General features: G+C 69.8%; 24 protein-coding genes and 1 pseudogene. 13 read left to right on the top strand and 12 right to left on the bottom strand.

The genetic code is table 11. The features are described from left to right. The first annotated feature begins 15 nt into the window (after nucleotides 1-15). On the top strand, nucleotides 16-1,278 hold the full coding sequence (locus tag HS041_RS25440; RefSeq protein WP_196443314.1) for an MFS transporter: 1,263 nt from the start codon (nucleotides 16-18) through the stop codon (nucleotides 1,276-1,278). Continuing rightward, entirely contained in the window at nucleotides 1,227-1,745 is a 519-nt protein-coding gene (locus HS041_RS25435) for a hypothetical protein (RefSeq protein ID WP_196443313.1), read from the top strand. The genes HS041_RS25440 and HS041_RS25435 overlap by 52 nt, the downstream gene beginning before the upstream one ends. A gap of 89 nt (nucleotides 1,746-1,834) precedes the next feature. Here the strand turns inward: HS041_RS25435 and HS041_RS25430 are convergent, their stop codons facing one another. Beyond that, nucleotides 1,835-3,016 carry an FAD-dependent oxidoreductase gene (locus HS041_RS25430; RefSeq protein ID WP_196443312.1) on the bottom strand — a complete coding sequence of 394 codons (1,182 nt, stop codon included), beginning with the start codon at nucleotides 3,014-3,016 and terminating at the stop codon, nucleotides 1,835-1,837. A 53-nt stretch (nucleotides 3,017-3,069) separates the two neighbouring features. On the opposite strand from HS041_RS25430, the gene HS041_RS25425 reads away from it, so the two are divergent. From HS041_RS25425 to HS041_RS25410, 4 genes are all read left to right on the top strand, one after another. Beyond that, nucleotides 3,070-3,639, top strand: a complete 570-nt coding sequence (locus tag HS041_RS25425) for a PadR family transcriptional regulator (RefSeq protein WP_230879599.1) — start codon at nucleotides 3,070-3,072, stop codon at nucleotides 3,637-3,639. Between the two features lie 64 nt (nucleotides 3,640-3,703). Further along, the gene (locus tag HS041_RS25420; protein ID WP_307845457.1) at nucleotides 3,704-5,089 is read left to right on the top strand and encodes a phenylacetate--CoA ligase family protein; all 1,386 of its coding nucleotides are present in this window, start codon (nucleotides 3,704-3,706) and stop codon (nucleotides 5,087-5,089) included. A gap of 97 nt (nucleotides 5,090-5,186) precedes the next feature. Then, nucleotides 5,187-5,567, top strand: a complete 381-nt coding sequence (locus HS041_RS25415) for a hypothetical protein (protein WP_196443310.1) — start codon at nucleotides 5,187-5,189, stop codon at nucleotides 5,565-5,567. A 149-nt stretch (nucleotides 5,568-5,716) separates the two neighbouring features. After that, the gene (locus HS041_RS25410) at nucleotides 5,717-6,055 is read left to right on the top strand and encodes a hypothetical protein (protein WP_196443309.1); all 339 of its coding nucleotides are present in this window, start codon (nucleotides 5,717-5,719) and stop codon (nucleotides 6,053-6,055) included. 353 nt (nucleotides 6,056-6,408) lie between these two features. Here the strand turns inward: HS041_RS25410 and HS041_RS25405 are convergent, their stop codons facing one another. Next, nucleotides 6,409-7,194, bottom strand: a complete 786-nt coding sequence (locus HS041_RS25405) for a hypothetical protein (RefSeq protein WP_196443308.1) — start codon at nucleotides 7,192-7,194, stop codon at nucleotides 6,409-6,411. Between the two features lie 157 nt (nucleotides 7,195-7,351). On the opposite strand from HS041_RS25405, the gene HS041_RS25400 reads away from it, so the two are divergent. Both HS041_RS25400 and HS041_RS25395 read left to right on the top strand, forming a co-directional pair. Continuing rightward, nucleotides 7,352-8,335 (top strand): transposase, encoded by a 984-nt coding sequence (locus HS041_RS25400; RefSeq protein ID WP_196443307.1) that lies wholly within the window; start codon nucleotides 7,352-7,354, stop codon nucleotides 8,333-8,335. 129 nt (nucleotides 8,336-8,464) lie between these two features. After that, nucleotides 8,465-9,036 (top strand): annotated as a pseudogene (locus HS041_RS25395) (IS256 family transposase); the annotation flags it as partial. 228 nt (nucleotides 9,037-9,264) lie between these two features. On the opposite strand, the gene HS041_RS25390 reads toward HS041_RS25395, so the two are convergent. Beyond that, nucleotides 9,265-9,954 carry a TetR/AcrR family transcriptional regulator C-terminal domain-containing protein gene (locus tag HS041_RS25390; RefSeq protein WP_196443306.1) on the bottom strand — a complete coding sequence of 230 codons (690 nt, stop codon included), beginning with the start codon at nucleotides 9,952-9,954 and terminating at the stop codon, nucleotides 9,265-9,267. Nucleotides 9,955-10,086: 132 nt separating this feature from the next. On the opposite strand from HS041_RS25390, the gene HS041_RS25385 reads away from it, so the two are divergent. Then, the gene (locus HS041_RS25385; protein ID WP_196443305.1) at nucleotides 10,087-10,803 is read left to right on the top strand and encodes a DUF4386 domain-containing protein; all 717 of its coding nucleotides are present in this window, start codon (nucleotides 10,087-10,089) and stop codon (nucleotides 10,801-10,803) included. Nucleotides 10,804-10,895: 92 nt separating this feature from the next. Here the strand turns inward: HS041_RS25385 and HS041_RS25380 are convergent, their stop codons facing one another. Next, entirely contained in the window at nucleotides 10,896-11,438 is a 543-nt protein-coding gene (locus HS041_RS25380) for a GNAT family N-acetyltransferase (protein WP_196443304.1), read from the bottom strand. A gap of 135 nt (nucleotides 11,439-11,573) precedes the next feature. On the opposite strand from HS041_RS25380, the gene HS041_RS25375 reads away from it, so the two are divergent. From HS041_RS25375 to HS041_RS25365, 3 genes are all read left to right on the top strand, one after another. Next, nucleotides 11,574-13,004 carry a serine hydrolase domain-containing protein gene (locus tag HS041_RS25375; RefSeq protein ID WP_196443303.1) on the top strand — a complete coding sequence of 477 codons (1,431 nt, stop codon included), beginning with the start codon at nucleotides 11,574-11,576 and terminating at the stop codon, nucleotides 13,002-13,004. Nucleotides 13,005-13,404: 400 nt separating this feature from the next. Beyond that, the gene (locus tag HS041_RS25370; protein WP_196443549.1) at nucleotides 13,405-14,394 is read left to right on the top strand and encodes an IS701 family transposase; all 990 of its coding nucleotides are present in this window, start codon (nucleotides 13,405-13,407) and stop codon (nucleotides 14,392-14,394) included. Between the two features lie 817 nt (nucleotides 14,395-15,211). After that, on the top strand, nucleotides 15,212-15,700 hold the full coding sequence (locus HS041_RS25365) for a hypothetical protein (protein WP_196443302.1): 489 nt from the start codon (nucleotides 15,212-15,214) through the stop codon (nucleotides 15,698-15,700). Between the two features lie 166 nt (nucleotides 15,701-15,866). Here HS041_RS25365 and HS041_RS25360 read toward each other — a convergent pair whose 3' ends face one another. The 7 genes from HS041_RS25360 to HS041_RS25330 form a co-directional block, all read right to left on the bottom strand. Then, nucleotides 15,867-16,364: a hypothetical protein gene (locus HS041_RS25360; protein WP_196443301.1), complete on the bottom strand. Its 498-nt coding sequence runs from the start codon at nucleotides 16,362-16,364 to the stop codon at nucleotides 15,867-15,869. Nucleotides 16,365-16,372: 8 nt separating this feature from the next. Beyond that, the gene (locus tag HS041_RS25355; RefSeq protein WP_196443300.1) at nucleotides 16,373-16,723 is read right to left on the bottom strand and encodes a hypothetical protein; all 351 of its coding nucleotides are present in this window, start codon (nucleotides 16,721-16,723) and stop codon (nucleotides 16,373-16,375) included. After that, the gene (locus HS041_RS25350) at nucleotides 16,717-17,217 is read right to left on the bottom strand and encodes a hypothetical protein (protein ID WP_196443299.1); all 501 of its coding nucleotides are present in this window, start codon (nucleotides 17,215-17,217) and stop codon (nucleotides 16,717-16,719) included. Before HS041_RS25350 ends, HS041_RS25355 begins: the two co-directional genes overlap by 7 nt. Before the next feature lie 69 nt (nucleotides 17,218-17,286). Beyond that, nucleotides 17,287-17,445, bottom strand: a complete 159-nt coding sequence (locus tag HS041_RS25345; RefSeq protein ID WP_196443298.1) for a hypothetical protein — start codon at nucleotides 17,443-17,445, stop codon at nucleotides 17,287-17,289. Next, complete coding sequence (locus HS041_RS25340; RefSeq protein ID WP_196443297.1) at nucleotides 17,442-17,990, bottom strand: hypothetical protein; 549 nt, start codon at nucleotides 17,988-17,990, stop codon at nucleotides 17,442-17,444. Before HS041_RS25340 ends, HS041_RS25345 begins: the two co-directional genes overlap by 4 nt. Next, on the bottom strand, nucleotides 17,980-18,501 hold the full coding sequence (locus tag HS041_RS25335) for a hypothetical protein (protein WP_196443296.1): 522 nt from the start codon (nucleotides 18,499-18,501) through the stop codon (nucleotides 17,980-17,982). The genes HS041_RS25340 and HS041_RS25335 overlap by 11 nt, the downstream gene beginning before the upstream one ends. Continuing rightward, a complete protein-coding gene (locus HS041_RS25330) occupies nucleotides 18,498-19,220 on the bottom strand; it encodes a hypothetical protein (protein WP_196443295.1) in 723 nt (240 codons plus the stop codon). Before HS041_RS25330 ends, HS041_RS25335 begins: the two co-directional genes overlap by 4 nt. A 432-nt stretch (nucleotides 19,221-19,652) precedes the next feature. Between HS041_RS25330 and HS041_RS25325 the strand changes: the two genes are divergently transcribed. After that, complete coding sequence (locus tag HS041_RS25325; RefSeq protein ID WP_196443294.1) at nucleotides 19,653-20,807, top strand: phospholipase D-like domain-containing protein; 1,155 nt, start codon at nucleotides 19,653-19,655, stop codon at nucleotides 20,805-20,807. Nucleotides 20,808-20,873: 66 nt separating this feature from the next. Here HS041_RS25325 and HS041_RS25320 read toward each other — a convergent pair whose 3' ends face one another. Then, nucleotides 20,874-21,473 (bottom strand): mycothiol-dependent nitroreductase Rv2466c family protein, encoded by a 600-nt coding sequence (locus tag HS041_RS25320; RefSeq protein ID WP_196443548.1) that lies wholly within the window; start codon nucleotides 21,471-21,473, stop codon nucleotides 20,874-20,876. Nucleotides 21,474-21,615 lie beyond the last annotated feature (142 nt).

Here is a 21,615-nt window from a genome sequence, read left to right as displayed (position 1 = left end):
CGGAAAGGCGGAGGCGTGACGCAGGCCGAGGAGACGGACAGACCGGCCCGCTCGTTGTGGCGCGACCGAGACTTCGGCATCTTCTGGGCCGCGCAGACGCTCTCCGTGGCCGGGGACTCGTTCGCGTACATCGCCGTCCCGCTGCTGGTGCTGCACGCGACCGGGTCCGTCGCGCAGATGGGCCTGTTGACCGGCGTGGCCGGCGCAGCGTCGATCTGCGCGGGGATCTTCGCCGGGGTCCTGGTCGACCGTCTCGACCGGCGGACCCTGCTGATCTGCTGCGACCTCGCCCGGATGGTCCTGTACGGGCTCGTCCCGCTGGTCTGGGCGTTCGGCCCGCAGGTCTGGCTGCTGTACGTGGTGCTGCCGCTCGGCGAGGCCGTCGGGATGGTCTTCCAGGTCACCTATGTCACCGCGGTGCGCACTCTGGCCGGTGAGGACCGCGTCACCGAGGCCAACGGCCGGCTCTACGCGACGGCCGCGGCGGCCGGTGTCCTCGGCCCGTCGCTGGCGGGCGTGGTCTCGGGGCAGTTCGGCCCGACCGCCGCGCTCGGCGTCAACGCCGCGAGCTTCGGTCTGTCGGCGATCGGCGTCTTCCTCATCCGGCTCGGCGGGAGCTCTCAGAACCCGGCCGGTACGGCCCCGCCCCTGCGGCAGCGGCCCTCGCAGGAACTGCTCGCGGGGGCCCGGTTCCTCTGGCGGCACCCGGTGCTGCGCACCCTGACCGTCCTGCTGTCCTTCTTCATCTTCCTGACGCTCGGCCTGACCGACGTCGTCATCTACCACCTCAAACACGGTCTCGGCCAGTCCGACGCCGCCGTCGGCGCCGTCCTCGGGGCCGCCGCCGTCGGCACGGTCGTCGGCGCCCTTCTCACCCCGCCTCTCCGCCGCAGGCTGGGCTTCGGCGCCTCCTGGATCGGCGCCATGGTGATCTGCGGGCTGGCCGTGGCCGGGCTCGGGGCCTCTGGAGACGTCTGGGGCGTCGCCGTTCTGGTGGCCGTCTATCTCGGCTGCGTCAGCGTGGCCGGGATCTGCTCGATGTCGCTGCGCCAGCAGGTGACCCCCGATCACCTGCTGGGCCGCGTCACCTCGGCGTTCTGGACCATCCACTTCTCCCTGGGGCCGGTGGGGGCGGCGCTGCTCGCCTGGGGCGCGGAGAAGTACGGCGTCGCCACGGTCTATCTGGTCTCGGGGACCGGCTGCCTGTCGATCGCGCTGATCGCCCTGTGCACCCCCGTCCGGCAGGCGCGTCCGGAACACTCGGGGAAGGCGGCCTGACACCCTCCGAGGCCATCGCGTACGCCCGCGCCGCCGCCGAGAAGGAACGGCTCGGCGTCGACCTGCGCCGGGGCGACGTGCGAGCCCTCCCCGCCGGCGTGCGGGCCGATGTGGCGATGTGCATGGGCAACGCCTTCGGTTATCTGGAACACGCCGGCACGCAGGAGTTCCTCGCCGGCCTGGCGGGACTCGTCGTGCCGGGAGGCTCCCCGGCCCTGGACTGCGGGTTCGTGGCCGAGTCGCTGCTGCCGGGCCTGGCCCTGGAGGAGCCGCCGATGACGCCCGGCGGAGTCGAGGCCGTCTCGGTCGACGAGTACGACGCGGCGAACGGCCGCTGGCTCACCTCCTTCACCTTCCGCCGGGGCGCGCAGGAGCATCGGGGGACCTCCGCGCAGCACGCCTACACCGCCGCGGAGGTCGTCCGGCTGGGCAGTCCCCGGCTGCTGCTGGTCGCGCGGCGGCCGTAGACCGCCGGCCGGTGTCCGGCGCCGACGCCGATCGCCTCGGCGGAACCCGCGGCCCCCGCCCCGTCGGGACCGGCGGTGTGCGGTCCCGCTCACCGGGACACCGCGGCCACCGGGTCGTCCCAGGAGATCCGGTAGTCGTGCATCCAGCCCAGGGCGTTCTTCCCGGCCAGCCGCCGCATGATCACCGGCAGCACGAGATCGCGGACGTAGGCGCCGGCGGCTCCCGGGGCCTTGCCGCTGCCGTTGCGCTTGCCCTGGGCCACGATCCGCTCCACCCGGTCACGCCGGAGCCGCTCGTAGGCGGCGAAGGCGCCGGGGAGGCCGGGGACGTCGCGCAAGCACTTGGCCAGCACCACCGCGTCCTCGATGGCCATGGACGCGCCCTGCCCGGAGGAGGGCGAGGTCGCGTGCGCGGCGTCGCCCACGATCACCATGCGCTCGTTGGACCACGTCGGCACGGTCGGGAAGTCGTAGGTGTTCCAGCCGGGCGGTATGTGGCCGGTGGCGCGGATGATGTCGAGCATCGGCCCGGTGTCGTCCTTGAAGAGCCGCGTCAGCCTGGCACGCCACTGCTCAGGAGTGATCGCCGCGAGCTCCTCCCTGGTCGGTTCCCTGGGACTGGGCGGGTTGGCGAACCACCACACCTCTCCGTCCGGGTGGATCAGGTATCCGAAGAAGCAGCGCCTGCCGAAGATGAAGTAGGACGTGCCCGGCTCGCCCGGCACGGTGACACCGCGAGCGAAGCCGCCGGTGTTCAGCAGGCCGACGTGCCGGGCGCGCGGCGCGGCGGGGTCGATGATCGTTCGCGTGCGCGAGCGCAGGCCGTCGGCGCCGACCAGCAGATCGCCCTCGGCCGTGCTCCCGTCGGCGAAGACGGCGCGCACGCCGTCCGGCGTGGTCGAGGCGTCGTCGAGACGCCTGCCGTAGTGGATGCGCACGCCGCGCCGTACGGCCTCGTCGCGCAGCACCCGGTAGAGGTCGGAGCGCTTGAGCGTGCGGCCGGGCTGCCGGAAGGAGGCCAGCAGCTTGCCGCGCCCGTTGCTCATCTCCATGTGGGGCGTGTCCATGCCCAGGTCGCAGACGAGGTCGCGCAGGCCGAGGAGGCGCAGGGCCTCGAGCCCGTTGCCCGCGAGTGTGAGGAAGGCGCCCACTCCTTCGGAACCGCGGTCGTAGGCCTCGTGGATCTCTGCCTCGACGCCTGCCCGCTGAAGGGCCATGGCCGTGACCGGACCCGCGATTCCCCCGCCGATGATCAGAGCTTTCTTAGTCATGTAATGACTATACATATTATGACTATAGGAGGGCCAGCCCTACGATGGATCCCATGTCGACGAGGCGGTCCCCCCTGGCCATGGCGGTGCTCTCCCTGGTCAGCGAGGCGCCCATGCACGCCTACCGGATGCAGCAGCTGATCAAGGAGCGGCACAAGGACGACGTGGTCAACGTCGCGCAGCGCAACAGCGTCTACCAGACGATCGACCGGCTGCTCCGCGACGGGCTCATCGCGGTCCGCGAGACCTCGCGCGAGGAGAACCGCCCGGAGCGGACCGTCTACGAGCCCACCGGCGCGGGCCGCGAGACGCTGAAGCAGTGGATGCGGACGATGCTGTCCACCCCGGCACGGGAGTTCCCCGAGTTCCCCGCCGCCCTCGCCTTCCTGCCCGCGCTGGAACCTGACGAGGTCCGCGAGGCGCTCCAGGAGCGCCTGGACCGCCTCCGGTCACGGCTGTCCGCCCTCGACGGCGAGCTCGCCGAGGGCAGGACGTTCCTGCCCCGCCTCTTCCTGGTGGAGACCGAGTACCAGCGGGCCGTGCTGGAGACGGAGCTCGACTACGTCCGGGAGCTCGTCGACGACCTGCGGGCGGGCCGGCTCACCTGGGACTTCCGCCTCTGAGGCATCCGGCACCGGACCGGACCGTGTCTGGCTGGGGCACGGGGTCAGGCCGTACAGTCGGCTGGTGGACCCTCGTGACCGGGCGATAGAGCTGTTCCATCGGGTGGCGGCCTCAGTGCCCGCCTACGGCGCGTTCCTCGCCGAGCACGGCGTGGATCCCGGACAAGTCAAGACATATCAGGACTTCGTACGGCTTCCGCTGACCACCAAGGGCACCTACATCCACCGCTTCCCCCTCCCCGGCCTGTGCCGGGACGGCGTGATCGGCGACATGATCGCGGTGTCGTCCGGCTCCACCGGGGCGCCGTCGTTCTGGGCCCGGTCCGCGGCGGACGAGCAGGTGATCGCCGAACGGTTCGAAGAGGTCTTCCGGGACGCCTTCGCCGCCCGCGAGCGCCGTACCCTGGCCGTCGTCTGCTTCGCGCTCGGCACCTGGGTCGGCGGGCTGTTCACCGTCGCCTGCTGCCGCCACCTGGCAGAGCGCGGCTACCCCGTCACCGTGGTCGCCCCGGGCAGCGACAAGAGGGAGATCCTGCGGGTGGTCCCGGAGCTCGCCCCGCACTTCGACCAGGTGGTCCTGCTCGGCTACCCGCCGTTCCTCAAGGACGTGGTCGACGCCGGAGTCGCCGCAGGCGTCCCCTGGGCCGACTACTCGGTCAAACTGGTGACCGCCGGGGAGGTGTTCAGCGAGGAGTGGCGCTCCCTGGTCGCCGAGCGCGCCGGGATGACCGACCCGGCCCGGGACACCGCCTCCCTGTACGGCACCGCCGACGCGGGCGTGCTCGGCAACGAGACCCCGCTTTCCATCGAGATCCGCCGTTTCCTCGCCGCCCGCCCTGATCTCGCCAGGGAGCTGTTCGGATCCTCCCGCCTGCCGACCCTCATCCAGTACGACCCGGACGTCCGCTTCTTCGAGGAGCAGGACGGCACCCTGCTGTTCACCGGCGACAACGGCATCCCGCTGATCCGCTATCACATCGCCGACGAGGGCGGGCTGACGCCGTACGACCGCATGCTCGGCTTCCTGCGCGAGCACGGCTTCCAGCCGGCCGGCACCGGCCCGGAGCGGCCGTTCGCCCATGTCTTCGGCCGCAGCCACTTCACCGTGTCCTACTACGGCGCCAACGTCTACCCGGAGAACATCGCCGTCGGCCTGGAGCAGCCGGAGGTGAGCGGGTTCGTCACGGGCAAGTTCGTGCTGGAGGTCGTCGAGGACGAGCACCGCGACCGCCGCCTGGCCGTCACCGTCGAACTGGCCCCCGGTGTGACACCGTCCGACAAGATCGCCCAAGTCGCCGGGGAGTCGATCCTGGCCCAGCTGCTCCGCCTCAACAGCGAGTTCGCCGCCTACGTCCCCCCACACCGCCAACCCCCGGACATCCGCCTCCGCCCCGCAGGCGACCCCCACTACTTCCCACCCGGTGCCAAACACCGCTACACCCGGGGGTGACAGAACCCCTTCCCTCTTGGCGGCTACCGGTCCACGGACACGAACACCGTGGTCGAAGGCGATAGCATCGATTCCGAGCGCGCGGAAGGAGAACGTGATGGCCTATCGTCCGATGACGCTTTCCGACCTCGCCGCGCGCCTGACGGCGAACACCGGCGACAAGATCCGCTGGAAGCTCGTGTGGGAGTTCCTGGAGGAGTACCGCTGGGAGTCACCGGAGTCTCAGCCGTCGTTGCTGCAGGCCGAACCGGAACCCGTCGGCGATGAGCGATGGGACGCGCTACTGGCCGCCCTCGCCGAGCACCTCGCCGCCAAGCACGACCTCGCGCCCCCGCCCTGGACGGCCTCACGAGTGCTCCGGCGCCCCTGGTTCCCGGCAGAGCTGGCCAGCCAGCAGACTGACGCACTTGTCTGGGCACCGGCCGCCTTCCGCAAGCACGGTGTCTACCTGTCGAGCAAGGACCTCGAGGCGGCGTGAGCGACGACGGGCTGCTCGCCGGGCCGAACTCGAGCACGCGTTCACGGCGCTGGGAGAGCGCCTGGTCCGTCGCGGTGTCGTCGCCGATCTCTTCGTCGTGGGCGGGGCCGCGATGGCACTCGCTTACGACGCCGTCAGGGTCACTCGCGATGTCGATGCGCTCTTCGTGCCGCACGGAGTGGTGCTCGAAGAGGCTCGCCAGGTGGCTGAACGAGCAGGCCAGTGTCTACATCTCCGGCAAGGACGACCCGGGGAAACGGCGGGTCTTCGATCACCCGGGGCTGCGTGTGATGGCGGCTTCGCCTGAGCACATCTTCGCGATGAAGGCCATGGCCGCGCGGACCCGCGATGTGGACGACCTCCGCCATCTGGCGGGCCTGGCCGGAGTCACGACGCCGGATGAGGCGTTTCTCCTGTGCGAGCAGTTCTTCCCCGGCGAGGAGATCTCTCCTCGTGCGCGAGCGGTGCTGGTCGACCTGTTCGGCTGACATCCGGGCCCGAGAAGCCATCCGCACCAGACATCCCATGAGCCCCGTGCATGGGCACCGTACGGTATCGCTGCATTAACTCATGTTCTACCCGGAGAACGTCTCTGTCGGCCTGGAGCAGCCGGAGGTCAGCGCCTTCGTCAGGCGAAGGGGTGTGACCCGACGCCCGTCGGCTCACCTCTGATGATCGGAAGGCCACCCGGCCCAGACGCCTATCAGGGGACGTCACCAAGCCGATGCTGCCGCGCCTACGGCTATCGAAGTGGCCCGCGCCCTGGCCGCCGAGTGACCTATCCGGTGTCGTCGGAGGTGACCTGGGCGGCCAGGCCAGTTCCGGCCAGGCAGGTGACGGGTCAGGCCTCGACCCGCTGCACGGTGATCTCGTACTGGTCCACAGCACCCTCCCACCGGGCCACCAGTGCGCCGCCCTCTTCTCTGGACTTGCGCATGTCGTGGAGACAAAAGGCGAGGTCGTGGGAGCGGGGATCGCAGAACGCGCCCAGGTGCGCTCGGATCCCAGCGTGTTCCACGGCCGCGATGGCTGCCTCCGTCTCCGCATCGGTCCTTTCACACGGCACAAGGCTGTCGAAGCCTTCGCCCATGCCGGTGGCGACCCGGAGGGCGTCGACAAGTGTGCCGTCCGACGCAATTCTGGCGCTCGTCACGCACCAGGTCTTCGCAGGCAGGTCCGGCGAGGTGAAGTCGACCCCGTGGCGTGCCATCAGGCGCGCCAGTTCGACGCCCCTGACCTGAGGCCAGCGGTCAGAACCTGCCAGTTTGACAGCCACTAGGTCTTCCTTGAAGGCGACCGGGAACTCCGCCGCGGCGTCGATCTCGAACAGCGACCGACTCGCGTCGAACCGGAGCTTCGGGTAACCCACCTCGTCGAGCAGCAGCAGGTTCTCGTTGGCTATCGTCTCCCGGCCGGCGAGAGCGGTCGGCTCCAGCCACGCTGGATCCCCGTTGAACTTGGTTTCGTAGAGCCAGTTGCCGCTGTAGTAGGTCGCGTATTCCGCCCCGGAGTCGAAGTCCGAGAGCGGGTGGCCCAACAGGACGCCGAAGGCCTGTTTCAGCGACGACTCCCAGTCGTCGCCAGTGGTGGGGGTGGGGAGGCTGGACATCACGTTCACGACTTTCATGAGTTGGGACCGTGATGATAACGGCAAACGCCACAAAGAACAGGCCAACCGGCGCAACGGCTACCGGTCCCGGGACTGGGACACCCGCGCCGGCACCGTGGCTGTTGCTTTTTGAACGCAATCGTCTCGAGCAGCGGATTCACCAGGCCGGGGATCGTTGGATGAGCGGATGGCGAGGGGTTTCCGACGGGTTGATCGAGATCAGCAGTTCCTGCTGCCGGTGGATATGCGCGAATGGCTGCCCGACGATCATGTGGTGTGGGTGCTGCTCGAGGTGGTCGAACACCTGGACGTCGCAGCGTTGGAAGCGCGCTATGCCCAGAGCGGGCCCGGCCGCCGCGCCTACGATCCTCGGATGCTGCTGTCGCTGTTGATCTATGCGTATTCGGCGGGTGTGCGGTCGTCACGACAGATCGAGCGGCTCTGCCGGACAGATGTCGCGATGCGGGTGATCTGCGGACTGCAGGTGCCCGATCACACGGTGATCGCACGGTTCCGCCAGCGGCACCAGCACTTCGTGCAGGAGCTGTTCACCCAGGTGCTGCTGATCTGCGCGAAGGCCGGGCTGGGGCGGCTGGGCGCCATCGCCGTGGACGGCACGAAGATCACCGCGAACGCGGCGCTGCTGGTTCATCAAGCACGATGCCTGGGCCAGTGCCCGAAGCTGGACCGATGTTGTCTCACCTCGGCCACGTGCGAGTCCGGCAACCGCCCTCGCGGCTGCGACGACACCGACTGCCCCTGCTTGGCCGACTGGATCGGGACCCTGCTGTTCGATGCCGGCTACTGGACCCAGGACAACCTCACCGTCCCCGGCCCCGACCGGCTCATCGCGCCCGGCAAGAACGCGGCTCGGCCCCAGCCCGGCCAGGACCACGACCGGCCGCCCCAAAACGCCGATCCGGCCACCCTCATGATCCATCGCTTGGCCACTGAAGAAGGCGCCGCCCTCTATAGACGGCGCGGTGCCACCGTCGAACCCGTCAACGCTCATCTCAAGGACCGCACCGCCCTGCGGCGCTTCGCCCGGCGGGGCCTGGCCGCCTGCCAAGCCGAACTCATCTTTGCCGAGCTGGTCCTCAACATCGGCGAGTTCTGCCGCCTGGCTCCGGCCCGACGTTCAGCTGCTCTCACCGTCTGAACCGCGGCGGCTTGCAAGCCCTCCTGCCTTCCTGCGCCCTTACGCAACCACAACCAGCAGGCCCCCCATATTCGCTCCGCTCGGCCGAGCACCTCTGAATCAAGCCGCCTGCAATAGCGCAACAGCCACACCGTCGAGCTGGCCATCCCCACGCTGCGCTCGGGCAGCTACTTCCCCGACCGGCTGCTGCAGCGCCGCCGCCGTGCCGAACAAGCCCTCATCAGCGTGGTGGCCACCAGCTACCTGCTGGGCGTCTCCACCCGCCGGGTCGACAAGCTGATCGAGCAACTCGGCGTCACCGGGATCTCGAAAAGCCAGGTGAGCGAGATGGCCAAGGTGCTGGACGGGCAGGTGCAGGCGTTCCGGACCCGCCCGCTGGACGGCGGCCCGTACGCGTTCCCATGGCTGGACGCGTTGACGCAGAAGGTCCGCGAGGAGGCCGGACCGTGAACGTGCACGTGCTGGTCGCCACCGCGGTCAACGCCGACGGCCGCCGGGAGATCCTCGGGCTGGAGGTGACCTCCGTCGAGGACGGTGCGGGCTGGCTGGGTTTCCTGCGCGGCCTGGTGGCCCGCGGCCTGCCGGGGGTGCAGCTGGTCGTCTCCGATGCCCACACCGGGCTGGTGCAGGCGGTCGGCGCGACGCTGGCGGGCGCCGTCTGGCAGCGCTGCCGAACGCACTACCTGCGGAATTCGCTCACCACCGGGAAGCAGGTGTTGCCCCATAAGCCAGCGTAAAGGTGCCCTCGGGGAAGGAAACGTTGTCGAGGATCACCTCGATGAAGCTCACGTTGATGAGGGTCGCCCCGGAGGAGAAGACGTTGGTGAGCGGACATCGGTGAGGGGCGAAGACCTGGATTCCTCCGGGAGCGGCCCGGTGCAGTTGGCTCACCGGCGCGCGATACGGCGCTCCATCTCTTCAGTGTGCTCCTAGCCCCGGATGCGTTCGAGCCCGTCAAGGAGCAGGTCGAGGGTGAACTCGAACTCGACCTGGCTGTCGCACCAGCCCAGCGCCGGGTCGGCGACGTCGTGGGTCTCGGCCGCCGCCATTGCCATCAGGTGGGGCAGTGCCTCGGCCATCGCGGCGAACTCCGCCTCGGCGACCTCGACGTCCATGCTCCCGCCCGCCGAGGCAGGGCTGAAGATCTCGGAAGCGAACCCGAGCGCCAGGCTGCCGAACGCGTGCAGCGCCCGGTGTGCAAGCCGGTAGGAGAACCCGCCGCTGATGAGCGTGGCCACGATCCCGTCGTAGTGGGCGTACACGCCGGCCGGGATGGTCGTGCGTGTGCCAAGGAGCCCGGGCGCCCACGGATGCCGGAGCATGACCTCACGCGCCGCAAGGAACCTCTGCCGCAGTCGGGTACGCCAGTCCTGGCCGACCCCGGCGGTCTCGATGCGGCTGACCGCGGTGTTGAGCTCACCGACGACGGTGTCGGCGAGGCCGTCGAGCAGGCCTTCCTTTCCGGGCAGGTAGTAGTACAGCGACATGGCCTCGACGCCGAGGTCGGCGGCGAGGCGGCGCATCGTCAGCGCCTTGATTCCCTCTGCATCCGCCAGGGCGACCGCCGCCGCCAGCACCCGCTCGCGACTGAGTGGCTCCCGAAAGGTCTTCTCATCCATCTGTCTCCCGACCCTTGCCAGCACCTTACGCCGTATGGTTACCTTACAGCATAAGACAGATTATCGGCGCAGCCCGTCGGCCCCCGAACGACGTCGTCGGCCACTGACGCACCAGAGAAAGGGGGGGCCACGATGCACCCACTGATCCGCAGCGCCCGCACGACCGGGCTGCTCTACCTCGGCCTCGCCATCAGCGGCTTGCTCGGCTTCCTGCTCATCCGGTCGCGACTGTTCGTCGCCGACGACCCCACCGCGACGCTTGCCCGCCTGGTCGAGCACGAGTCGCTGGCGCGCACAGGCATCGCCGTCGAGCTGCTCGTCGTCCTGACCCAAGCGCTCACCGCCATGTGGTTCTACCGCCTGTTCCGCACTGCGGGCCCCTTCGCCGCCGGCAGCATCGCCGCCTTCGGCCTCGTCAACGCGGTCGCGATCCTCGCCAGCGCGGCGCTTCTCGCCAGCGCGGTCACGGTCGCGACCGATCCCATCGGCGACGCGGCAGCCACCGTCCAGCTCCTGTACGTCCTCAGCGGCGACCTGTGGGGCGTAGGCGCGCTGTTCTTCGGCCTGTGGCTCATCCCGATGGGCTGGTGCGTGCTGCGCTCGCGGTGGATGCCCCGGCCGCTGGGCTGGCTCCTCGTCGCGGGCGGCGTCGGCTACCTGCTGAGCGTGTTCGTCAGGTACCTCGCTCCCCAGGCTGCGGTCGTCGCCGACGCCCTGGTACTTCCCTCGACCGCAGGCGAGTTCTGGATGATCGGCTACCTGCTCGTGCGCGGCGTCAGCCCTCACGCGATCGACGAACTGCCACGCGATACGGCAGCCTCCCCGCTCCCCGCGCGACCCCGCGCCTGAACACCCCGCCCTACCCCGCCCGGGACGCCGAATGACCATGGCCGACGCCTCCGGCGGGGGCACCCCGGCTCCGGGGTGATTCGGGTGGCGGCCTAGCCCTTCGAGTCCGGCTTCCAGTCCTGGACGAGGAGCCCGAGCAGCACCTCGTCCAGGAACTCGCCCATCACCCAGGCCGAGGAGCGCAGCACGCCCTCGCGGACGAAACCGTTGCGCTCGGCGGAGCGCAGCATCGCGGCGTTGTCCGACAGCGTCTCGATCTGCAGCCGCTGCAGGCCGCGCACGACGAAACCGTAGTGACACAGCACCCCGACCACGTCGGTGCCGTAGCCCTTGCCGCGAGCCGACGGCAGCAGCCCCAGCCCGATGTGCGCGGACCGGTTGTGGTTGTCGATGCCCCACAGCGTCGCGGCGCCGACCAGCGTGCCGCCCGCCAGCTCCACCACCGAGAACGGAACGTGCCCTTCCTCCTTGTCGTCCACCACGAACTGCGAGTCCTTCGAGCCGGGTGTGACCGGCCGCCACGGCCGGCCTGCGGCCCGCGAGGAGTTGACCACGTCGTCGTGGAGCTCGGCCTGCAGGATCGGAATGTCATCCTCGTGCCGGGCCCTGAGCCCGACCTTGTCACCTCTTAGCACGCAAGCTTCCTATCCGACCAAGCTGGCTGGCGACAAACCGATTAAACTCCCAGCTGCCGACGGCGCCTCCGACGTTCATTGCGTCAGGACCGTTAACCAGACGACGCCTCTGGGCGGTTTTGTTAGGGTGCCCAGATGCCTTCCCAACGCGCCCTGCTGCCGCGGTCGACACCCGCCGCCTCGGGGATGTCATCCCTCGCAGTCACCGCGCTGCTGGACCGGCTCGAAGCGCAATCCGTCGAGTGTCACTCCATCATGGTCGTGCGCCACGGTCATGTCGTCGCCGAAGGCTGGTGGGCGCCGTACTCGGCCGAACGCCCGCACCTTCTCTACTCGCTGACCAAGTCGTTCACCTCGGTCGCCGTGGGGCTCGCGATCGCCGACGGGCTGCTCTCGCTGGACGACCGGGTGGTGGACGTGCTGCCCGACCACGTCCCGGCCGACATCTCGGAACAGGGACGCCGCCTCACCGTTCACCACCTGCTGTCCATGACGACCGGACACCACACGGACAGCCTCACCGAGGCCTGGCGGCTGGAACCGGGCGACCTGGTGAAGGGCTTCCTGCGCGTACCGTTTCCCGAGGCCGAGGGAACACGGCACGCCTACGACAATTCGACCACCTTCATCCTGGCCCGGATGGTGGAACGGGTCACCGGCCGCGGCCTGCCGGAGCTGCTCGACGAGCGCCTCTTCACCCCGATGGGCGTCGACCACGCCGAATGGGACCGGGTGGCGAGCGGCGCCGCCTTCGGATTCCACGGACTGCACCTCACGACCGAGGCCGTCGCCGCCTTCGGCGAACTGCTGCTGCGCGGCGGCCTGTGGGGCGAGCAGCGGCTCGTCTCGCGCGAATGGGTGGAGCTCGCGACCAGACGGCACATCGAGACCCTGCCATTGGAGGACGGATCGGGGAACGCCGACTACCTTTGCGGTTACGGTTACCAGTTCTGGATGTCGCGTCACGGTTACCACGGTGACGGCTCCTTCGGCCAACTGTGCGTGGTCGTCCCGTCGCACGATCTCGTGGTCGCTGTGACCGGCGCCCATACGCGGGCGCAGGCGGTGCACGACGCGATATGGGAGTGCCTGCTGCCCGGCATGGACCACGCGGGAAGCACCCGGGACGACGAGATCCTCGCCGAGCGGCTACGGCGGCTGTCATTCGCGCCGGTGCCGGGTTCGGCCGCCCCGGAGCGTTCCGTCAAGGCGAGACTCGACGCCTCCGCCGGGGATTCGGCTCTGCCCGACGGAACCACGGTGATCGTCGATCCCGTGGACGGTGGATGGCTCCTGCGATTCGGGTCGTTCCTCAGCGTCGAGGCCGGCCACGGCGAATGGCGGGAAAGTTCGCCGCTCGGCCGCCCTGTCGTCGCGGCCGGCGCCTGGCAGGGTGACACGTTCGTCGCCGAGCTTTACGTCATCACCACCCCGCACCGGGTCCGGCTGGTGGTCGACGCCGGCGCGGGCACGGCGGCCGCGACGTGGAGCACCGTGCCCCTGACCAGTCCCAGTCTGGCGTTGCAGCTGCGGTCACCGCTGATGACCCGGCCCGACGTCGCGTAGGCGTCATGGCCGACCGTCTCCGGGCGGCATCGGGGACCACGGGCAGGTGCTTCGGCGGCGCGGACGGCTTCGGCCGCCCATTCGGCTGAATTCGCCATCATCGCTGGGATCGTCGAGATCCGGACAGCAGCGGTGGCGGGTTCGACTCCGTCACCTGCTCCACGTACGCAAGCCCGGTTCAGGCGCCGTCGGAAAGGTATGAGCCGCGCTGAACAGAGAGGAGCACCGACCCCGATCACCCGGTTCACCCGGCTAGCACTTCGCGATCTGCCTGGTTGAGGCCACACGCAGACGGCCACCACGTGATCATTCGGAGTTTGTGAAGACATCTGAAGATCGCGTGATGGCCGCAGGCGACAGCGTAGACCCCCACGGCTGGCTGGTCACCTTCAACGACCTGATGAGCCGCATCGCCCACCACTTCGGCCGCATCGAGCCACGCCGTACCGCGACCGCCTACGTACGCGGCCTGCCTGCCGACCTGGAGCGCAAGAACTGCTGGAGTCTGGCCGAACACGCCGGACTGCCCGGCCCGCAGGCCATGCAGCGCCTGCTGCACACCGCACGCTGGGACGCCGATCCCGGCCGCTGCCGCACCGCCGCGATCCCCGACCACGCCGTCTTCGCCACCAAGTCCGTCCTGGCCATCCAGATGATCGGCGCGGCCCTGGCCGCCGGAGTCGAGGCCCGCTGGGTCAGTGGTGACGAGGTCTACGGCCAGGCCCCGGATCTGCGCGCCTTCCTGGAAGAGCGCCGGCTGGGATACGTCCTGGCGATCGCCGGCAACCGGCGCGTGATGCTGGAGGGCATCGAGCGCACCGCGGCCCAGGCCGCCACGCTGGCGGCCGACGGGCACCGGCACCGCTACAGCGCCGGGCCCGGCGCCAAGGGCCCGCGGTTTTACCTGTGGGCCTGGGCCCGCATCGACACCGGCGAGGCCGACCGCACCGGCGGATACCGGTGGCTGCTGATCCGCCGCCACCCGGCCACCGGGGAGCCGGCCTTCTACCGCTGCTACGCACCGGCGGCGATGCCGCTGCTGACGCTGGTGCGCGTGGCGGGCGTCCGCTGGGCGGTCGAGGAGTGCTTCCAGGCGGCCAAGGGCCAGGTCGGGCTGGACCACTACCAGGTCCGCACCTGGACCGGCTGGCACCGGCACATCACGCTGGCCATGCTCGCGCTGGTGTTCTTGGCCGTGCTGGCCGCACACCGGCCGGGCGACGATCCGCAGCGCGTCCCGTTGACGCTGCCGGAGATCCGCCGTCTGCTGGCCGTACTCGCCCCGGCCCGGCCACGCGGGATCGAGGAGGTTCTGCGCTGGTCACGGTGGCGTCGCCGTCATCAGGCCATCGCCCGCCGGTGCCACTACCAGCGCAGATCCCAGCCATGATCTCAAAGTGTCACTGGAGTACTAGATCGTAACGTTGGTCGTCGGTTACGGGCTCGACACCGATGCCCTGGCCGTATGCGAGTTCACGCTCGTGACCCAGGAGCTGCTGGACATGCCGCGGACAGGGGCCGGGTTCCGGTAGGCGCTGTGGCGTCGTTATCGTCCCCTCGAAGGGGCGATGAGGTCCTCCATCAAGGACAGGCGGACGACGGGACCAGGGCCGGCAGACCTCGACGCTCTCGCCTCCGGTGCAGACCTCCCTCATGCCGTGGGTGTCTGCCCCCCGGCAGAGGCCCAGGCCGGCCTTTAAGGCCCTGGCCGTCCCGTCAAGCCCGGCGAGCTCCACGCGGACAAGGCCCACGACCTCGACGGCCTGCGCCGGTGGCTGCGCGGCAGGCGCATCGCCGTCCGTACCGCCCGCAAGGGCATTGACTCCGGCCGCGGTTGGGCCGGCATCGCCGGGTGATCGAACGGACCATTCCTGGCTGACCGGCTGTCGACGCCTCACCATCCGCTACGAACGCTGCTCCGGCAGCTATCTGGCCTTTCTCGGCCTCGCTGCTGGCCTGTGCCGCTACAAGCGGCTCATCCGGCTCACCGCGTAGCACACGGTCTAAAACCCTGAGTAGGGCGCCTGACCGTTACCCGTCGACGGTCGACGGAGGTAACCCGATTCGACGAACCCCCGGATCATTCCTCAAAGGCGAGTTCTGGCTCGGCACAGGACTCCAAGCCGTCTGCAAGTCGCCTCCAAGGAGGCTGCGGAAGCCTTGGTCGAGATCGATCAAGTAAACGGATCGAATAAGAGGAGGAAACCGTGCTCGCGCGTTCCAAATCCAGCGCCGTTCTGTCGATGCTAGGCCTTGTCGGGGCGCTGGCCCTTACCAGCGCCGCCCCTGCCGGCGCCGCCTCCACCACCGTCCTCGAAACCGAACTCGGCATCACCGTCTATGCTCACGACATAGACGAGGAGGGGACTTGGAGCAACGGCGACGAAGTCTTCATCAAGGTCGTGCGTAATGGAGTAAGTCAGCGCTTCGCCCCGACCGACGGTACGGTCGACGTCAACGAAGACGAAGAGGGAAAGATAGTCGAATTCCCATCGCATTACCCTCTCAAGTTCCCGCTGGGCGAGCAGGTTACGATCCAGGTGTGGGAAGACGACACTTCTGGAGACGACCTCCTCGCCGAGGCCAAGGACGTCGTCGTCCAGTGCAACCGTCCGTTCAGCGGCGTAACCGAAATCTCAAAGCGGAAATACTATAACTACTCGTTCGACGCGAAGTTCTACGCCTTCGGCTGCTGATTTTCGCAGTGTGATGTTCTGCGGACGGTGAGAGAGCCGGGCCGGCGCGGTGTCCCCATCCCTGTCCGTGCGGTACGCATGAGGCGGCGGGCTGCCTGCCGGACGACGGGCCGGCGATCCCGACCGCCTCCCGCCCGGCGCCGAACACCGCCGCACCCGCGTGTGATCACTCGGGCGACCTGGTCGTCCCGGACGGCGACAGGTGCACGCGATTCGTCGCCGAGCCCACCCGGGCCGGAAGGCCGAGCTTGGCCAGCGTTCCCTTCAGCGAGGACGGCGCGCGATACCAGCCGGGGTGGGCGACCTGGCGCTGCTTCGGCGTGTGAACGACCGGCCTCGGCTTGGCGTAGGGGTAGACGTACTGGACGATCCACGTGTCCGGGTTGCCCGGCACGTGCCAGGCCAGCCGGTAGCGGGGACCCAGCTTGCCTCTCGGACGCTTGGCGCCGAACACGTCGGGGAGCTCCTTGAGCATCGCCTCGTTGACCGCGGTCTCGACGCGCAGGGCGTGCAGCCTCCGGTCGGCGGCGGCCGTACTCGGCTTGATCTCGACGGGCCGGACGCCGGGGCCCGTCAGCACTGCGTAGTCGACGCCTTTCGCCAGCGCGGGCGGGGTGATCAGGAACGATGCGATGATCAGCAGGGCAACGGTCAGTCGTCTCATACCTTCTCCTACCGGGAAACCGGCGCCGAGGTTCCGGTGATCAGATGACGCAGCCGCGTCCAGACGATCCACGCGCCCAGGCGCAGGGCCCGGCCCCGCCGTCCCGGGGCGACCAGGAGCGCGCCCCGCAGCAGCAGCCGGACCCCGCCGACGACCCGCGTCCGCCCGTCCTCCTGGAGCACGGCGAGCGGCCGGCGGCAGGGCCGCTCGCCGTACAGGACGGGGAACTCCGTGGTGAGCCGCGGGTCGCGGCAGGAGCGGACGATCACCGGAACGGCCAGCAGCCCGTCGAGCCTGGCCGCGATCGCGGAGCACCCGCCGCACGAGCCGTCGTGGACCACCACGAACGCGGTCACCACGGCAGCACCCCGAAGGCCAGCGAGGCCACCGTGGCCGCGGCGGTTCCCGCCGCCAGCAGGCGGGCGTTGATCTGCCACAGATCGCTCCATTCGCCGTCGGCGCCGTGCAGGACGCTCGCGGCCGCCATGGCCCAGCGGGCCACCGCGAAGCCGAGCCCGGCGGCCAGCGCGCCGAGCGGCGGCACCGCCAGCAGCAGCGCGGCCAGCACAATGTGCGGCTGCGCGGACGGGGAGTAGGTGCGCATGCCGGTTCCCATCTCGAAGCCGAACTGGATCCCGCCGGCGACTCGCCCGCGATGGAGCACGTGCTCCGGGACGAGCCGGGCGTTCTCCGGAACGGGCACGGAGATGAGCCCCCACTCCCGCAGGAGCACCACCACGGCCAGCAGGCCGAGCGGCGCCAGCCGTACCGGTGCGGGCAGGATCGGCTGGACGAGGCCGCCCAAGATCGCGGCCACTCCGGCGACGGTCCACGCCCCGAGCAGCAATCCCACGCCGAAATAGGCGAGGGCACCAGAACCGCGCCAGACCGACGCGTTCAGCAGGAATGCCGAGTTGTGGCTTCAAGTGCTGCCGGAGTTGGCGTAGCCGGCGTTCAGCCCCGCCCAGAACAGGAGCAGTGCGGCGGGAGCCTGCATCGCGATGGGCAGGACCGCGCCGAGCACGATCGGGACGGCCAGGACCAGCGGATGCAGGAGGGATCGCCGCAGGCGATCTGTCACAGCGTGCACATCGCGATGGTGAGCCCGCGGTAGTGGGTGCCGTCCCGCCACGTCACCGTGGTGTAGGCGTCGGAGCAGGCGTACTGCCTGCCGCCGGAGCGCCACTTCCACGCGTTCTTGCCGGAGCACGTCGTGGTGCGTGCGACGTTGGTGTACTTCTCCTGGTCGGACGCGCCGGGCCGGTGGGTCCGGCTGCCCTCGAAGTGACGGTCACTGCCGTTGCACGGGTAGGAACCCATGCGCCACCCGCCGAAGCACACCGCCCGGCCGTCGCCCCACCAGTTGTTGCGGCCTTCGCCGTAGCCGCCGCTGTAGGAGTTCTCGCAGCTGCTCTCGCTCCAGATCGAGGTCGGTCCCGCCGCCCGCGCCGCGCGGCGGGACAGCGCCCAGTCCAACGGGACCAGCGCCGCCGCCATCGCGGACACCGCGAGGCCCTTCATCACGGTACGGCGCTGCACGGGCAGGTCGGCGATCAGCGTACGGACCCTGCTGGGTGCCGCCCCCTCGGGGGCGACCTCCATCGAGGGGATGGAATCAAAGCGCATTGGTGCTCCTCTGCTTCGAGGCGGCCGAGGTGAAAGAGAGAAGTTCTCGGAGCAGCCCGGGGATGTCGGTGTCCCCGTAGACGAACCGCCGGTCGACGACGTCACCCGAGGGGGCGATCACGTACAGGCAGGGCGAGTAGCCTTCGTAGAGGTTCGACCACAGGTCCGGATCGGCCATGACGGCGTCACCGGTGAAAGACGCCGAGGACGGGGCCTCGGCCAGCAGGCCGATCAGCCGCACTCCGGGCAGCGCGGTGGAGCTGACGGCCTCCCAGGTCTGGTGGCAGATCCCGCAGGCGGCGTCCATGAGGACGACGAGCGAGAACGCCTGTCCCGCCTGGGGGAGCAGGGAGGCCGGCGAGACCCGCGAGACGTCCGCCAACCGGTCGCTGGAAGAGCTCAGGGCGGTCTGCTCCAGGGTCCGCACCCTGCTGTAGACCGCGGCGACGGCGAGCAGCGCGAAGACGCCGACGAGCAGGGCGAGGAGCGCGACCGCCAGGGTGGGGCTCACGCGGCCCACATGACGTTGATGCCGCCGAGCACGGCGTCGACCGTGGCGTCGTTGCCCCGCGCCGTGATGCCGGCCTGGTCCGGGTCCCTGGAGAAGACCAGGGTGAAGACCGTGGTGGGGTTGGCGAAGGTGTAGCGCCACTCGTAGGGCGTCCCGGCCAGCGCGGCCTTCTGGTCGGGATCCAGGTCCAGTTCCTCCCGCCACACCTCGGCGTTCCCCTGGACCGCGCCCCGCCAGGCGGGCAGTGACTCGCGGGACACCCGCGCGTCGGACGCCATCAGCAGGAGACCGTCGTTCGCGCCGATCAGCATGGTGCCGTGCTGCTGCACCCCGTCCCTGATTCGAGGGGTGATCTTCGCTCCCTCCGGCGAGTCGGTGAAGTCCACCGCGGCGATCAGCCGGTTGAGGAACAGGCGGCGCGGCGCGGGACCCCCGAACCAGGTGGTCGCCTCGTGGTACGGCCCCGCCCAGACCAGACAGCTGTCGGATCGGTCGGCGGCCTCGTAGAGCACCAGGTCGAAGCCGTGGCGGCGGAAGGTCTCCTCCCGCCCGCCAGGGAAGATCTTGCTGGGGATCGCACGCCGGTGACCGGCCGGGGCGAGCTGGAAATCACGGACCAGGCCCGGCCCGGCGAACCGGGTGTGCCCGTGCCATTCGATGGCACCGGCCTCCACCGGCAGATCGACCGTCACCCGCGTCCCGTCTGGGGCCGATCGCACGAATGTGGAAAGTGTTGCGACCATGCGCTTCCTCCCGTCGGACGCCGCGAAGGGCGCCAAAACGATGATCTAGGAACCGGAGCGTACGGGGACAAATCCTCATAGATCAACAAGGCGTCCGTTTGTGGTCACACCCTGCCGGACCACCCGTGCGGCGCATAAGATCTGTGGATCTTCCGCGACCGCCGCCGCCGCGGGCCGTACCGCCGGCACCGCGCCCCACCCGTCCGCGACACCGGCACGATGCGCCTTCCGGGCCCCCTCATGCCCTACGCCCCCTTGCGGGCCGTACGGGATCGTCTCCGGGGGGTTCACGCGGGGAGGCCCTCGGGTCCCGCGGGACGGCTCCAGAGGCCGGATGATGTCCACCGAACCCGGCCAAGACCGCCATCAGGCTTGTTCGCCACCTCAATGCAATGAAACGCTCGCATCATGGCGACATTCGCTGGCGGCAAGATCGAGGCCTTCGTCGGCCCCTCCGAGCTGGGCGCGGCCGACGACCTCGAACGTGTGATCATCGACTTCATCGGCGGTGCCCGGCGCTCTCTGGACATCGCCGTGCAGGAGCTCGACTCCGAACCCATCGCCCAGGCCGTCCTGGACGCCCGCTTCCGCGGGGTGAGCGTCCGCATGGTGCTGGAGCAGGACTACCTGATCTCCGCCAAGCCGCCCGCGGTCGCCGTACGGGCGGGCGAGGACGAGGCCGCGGCCCGGCGCCGCGTCCAGTGGGGCGAGGAGGCCGGCGACCGGAGCCTGGAGCCGAACCGGAGGATCCTGGCCGCGTTGCTGCGCTGCAACGTCGACGTGAAGGCGGACTACAACCCGGCGATCTTCCACCAGAAGTTCGTCATCCGCGACTACCGCGAACGCGCCCTGCCGACCTCGGCGATCCTGTCGGGGTCGGCGAACTTCACCGGCACCGACTGCCACCGCAACCTCAACCACATCGTGATATTTCATGATTCGCGGATCTGCCGGGAGTACACCACCGAGTTCGACCAGATGCGCGCCGGGCAGTTCGGCCGGGGCGCCCACGGCAAGGTGCCCGAGGCCTGCAACCTCAACGGGATACCGGTGAAGGTGCTGTTCGCGCCCGACCACGCGCCCGAGCTGGAGATCATGAAGCAGATGCTCAAGGCCACCGCGCGCGTCGACTTCGCCATCTTCACCTTCTCCGGCTCCTCCGGCATCGACGACGCCATGATCGCTCTGGCCGCGGCCGAACGCACCGTCACCGGCGTGATGGACCCCGGCCAGGGCGCCCAGACCTGGGCGGCCACCCACGACCTGGACCGTGCCCACATCGAGCTGTACTTCCCCAAACGCGTCCCCGCCTTCGGCAAGCTCCACCACAAGCTCATGGTCATCGACGAGGCCGTCGTCGTCGCCGGGTCCTTCAACTACACCGCACCCGCCAACAACTACAACGACGAGAACATCTTCGTCCTCGGCAGTCCCTACCCCGACCTCCCCGAACGCGAAGGAGGCCCCGTCGACCCGGCCGCCTGCGCCGAGCTCGCCCGTTTCTTCCGCACCGAGATCCGGCGCATGGAGGCGGCGGGTGAGCGCTTCATCGGCAAGGGGTGAGCCGGCGGCCCGCGAGGGGGACCGGCCGCCGCCCGGCCGTCCCCGGGCGGCGGAACACGGCCCGGTTCAGCTGACGGCCGGCCGGGTGCGCGCCCGTTTCAGCTCGGAGAAGCCCTCGGTGCCCGCGGTCAGGAGCACGCCGTCCCACAGCCGGCCGGCCGCCTCCCCGCGCGGGACCGGACTCACCACCGGCCCGAAGAACGCGATCGTGCGACCGTCCGGGCCGGGAACGTGGATCGTCGGGGTGCCGAGGTCCTCGCCGACCGGATCGAGGCCCGCGTGGTGGCTGAGCCGCAGCGCCTCGTCGTGCTCGGTGCTCCCGGCGGCGTCGGCGAGCTCCACCGGGAGTCCGGCCTCGGCCAGCGCGGCGGCGTACAGCTCGCGGCCGAGGGGCTCCCTGTCCAGGTGGATCCGGGTGCCGAGCGCGGTGTAGAGGTCGCGCAGCGCCTCGTTGCCGCATTTCCGCTCGGCCGCGACGGCGACCCGCACCGGTCCCCAGGCGTCCTTCAGCCACTCCCGGTACCACTCCTCCAGGTCGGCGCGCCCGTCGTTCAGCATCGCCAGGCTCATGACGTGGAAGCGCACCCGCACGTCGCGCACCCGCTCGACCTCCAGCAGCCAGCGCGACGCGATCCAGGCCCACGGGCACTTCGGGTCGAACCACATGTCCGCGATCACCACGGTGCTTCCTCCCTGTTCCTGCGACGCTCCTGCGACGTTCCTGCGACCCCGGGGGCCGCAACGTCGCGGGGATCACGCTAGAAGGAGGGTCGGCCCCTCAGTAGAGCCAATATCGAGTGAAATGATT

The sequence above is a fragment of the Planomonospora sp. ID67723 genome (assembly GCF_015711605.1).
GTDB lineage: Bacteria > Actinomycetota > Actinomycetes > Streptosporangiales > Streptosporangiaceae > Planomonospora_A.
The sequence above is the reverse complement of the archived record's forward strand: the minus strand, read 5'-3'. Positions and strand labels throughout refer to the sequence as shown.

Bases quoted from the DNA above. Each gene is read 5' to 3' on its own strand.
- HS041_RS25405 (WP_196443308.1), bottom strand. From the start codon at position 7,194: ATGAAAGTCGTGAACGTGATGTCCAGCCTCCCCACCCCCACCACTGGC.
- HS041_RS25390 (WP_196443306.1), bottom strand. From the start codon at position 9,954: ATGGATGAGAAGACCTTTCGGGAGCCACTCAGTCGCGAGCGGGTGCTG.
- HS041_RS25385 (WP_196443305.1), top strand. From the start codon at position 10,087: ATGCACCCACTGATCCGCAGCGCCCGCACGACCGGGCTGCTCTACCTC.
- HS041_RS25370 (WP_196443549.1), top strand. From the start codon at position 13,405: ATGAGCCGCATCGCCCACCACTTCGGCCGCATCGAGCCACGCCGTACC.
- HS041_RS25325 (WP_196443294.1), top strand. From the start codon at position 19,653: ATGGCGACATTCGCTGGCGGCAAGATCGAGGCCTTCGTCGGCCCCTCC.
- HS041_RS25410 (WP_196443309.1), top strand. From the start codon at position 5,717: ATGTCGATGCGCTCTTCGTGCCGCACGGAGTGGTGCTCGAAGAGGCTC.
- HS041_RS25430 (WP_196443312.1), bottom strand. From the start codon at position 3,016: ATGACTAAGAAAGCTCTGATCATCGGCGGGGGAATCGCGGGTCCGGTC.
- HS041_RS25360 (WP_196443301.1), bottom strand. From the start codon at position 16,364: ATGAGACGACTGACCGTTGCCCTGCTGATCATCGCATCGTTCCTGATC.
- HS041_RS25340 (WP_196443297.1), bottom strand. From the start codon at position 17,990: ATGCGCTTTGATTCCATCCCCTCGATGGAGGTCGCCCCCGAGGGGGCG.
- HS041_RS25415 (WP_196443310.1), top strand. From the start codon at position 5,187: ATGGCCTATCGTCCGATGACGCTTTCCGACCTCGCCGCGCGCCTGACG.
- HS041_RS25320 (WP_196443548.1), bottom strand. From the start codon at position 21,473: ATGTGGTTCGACCCGAAGTGCCCGTGGGCCTGGATCGCGTCGCGCTGG.
- HS041_RS25375 (WP_196443303.1), top strand. From the start codon at position 11,574: ATGCCTTCCCAACGCGCCCTGCTGCCGCGGTCGACACCCGCCGCCTCG.
- HS041_RS25425 (WP_230879599.1), top strand. From the start codon at position 3,070: ATGTCGACGAGGCGGTCCCCCCTGGCCATGGCGGTGCTCTCCCTGGTC.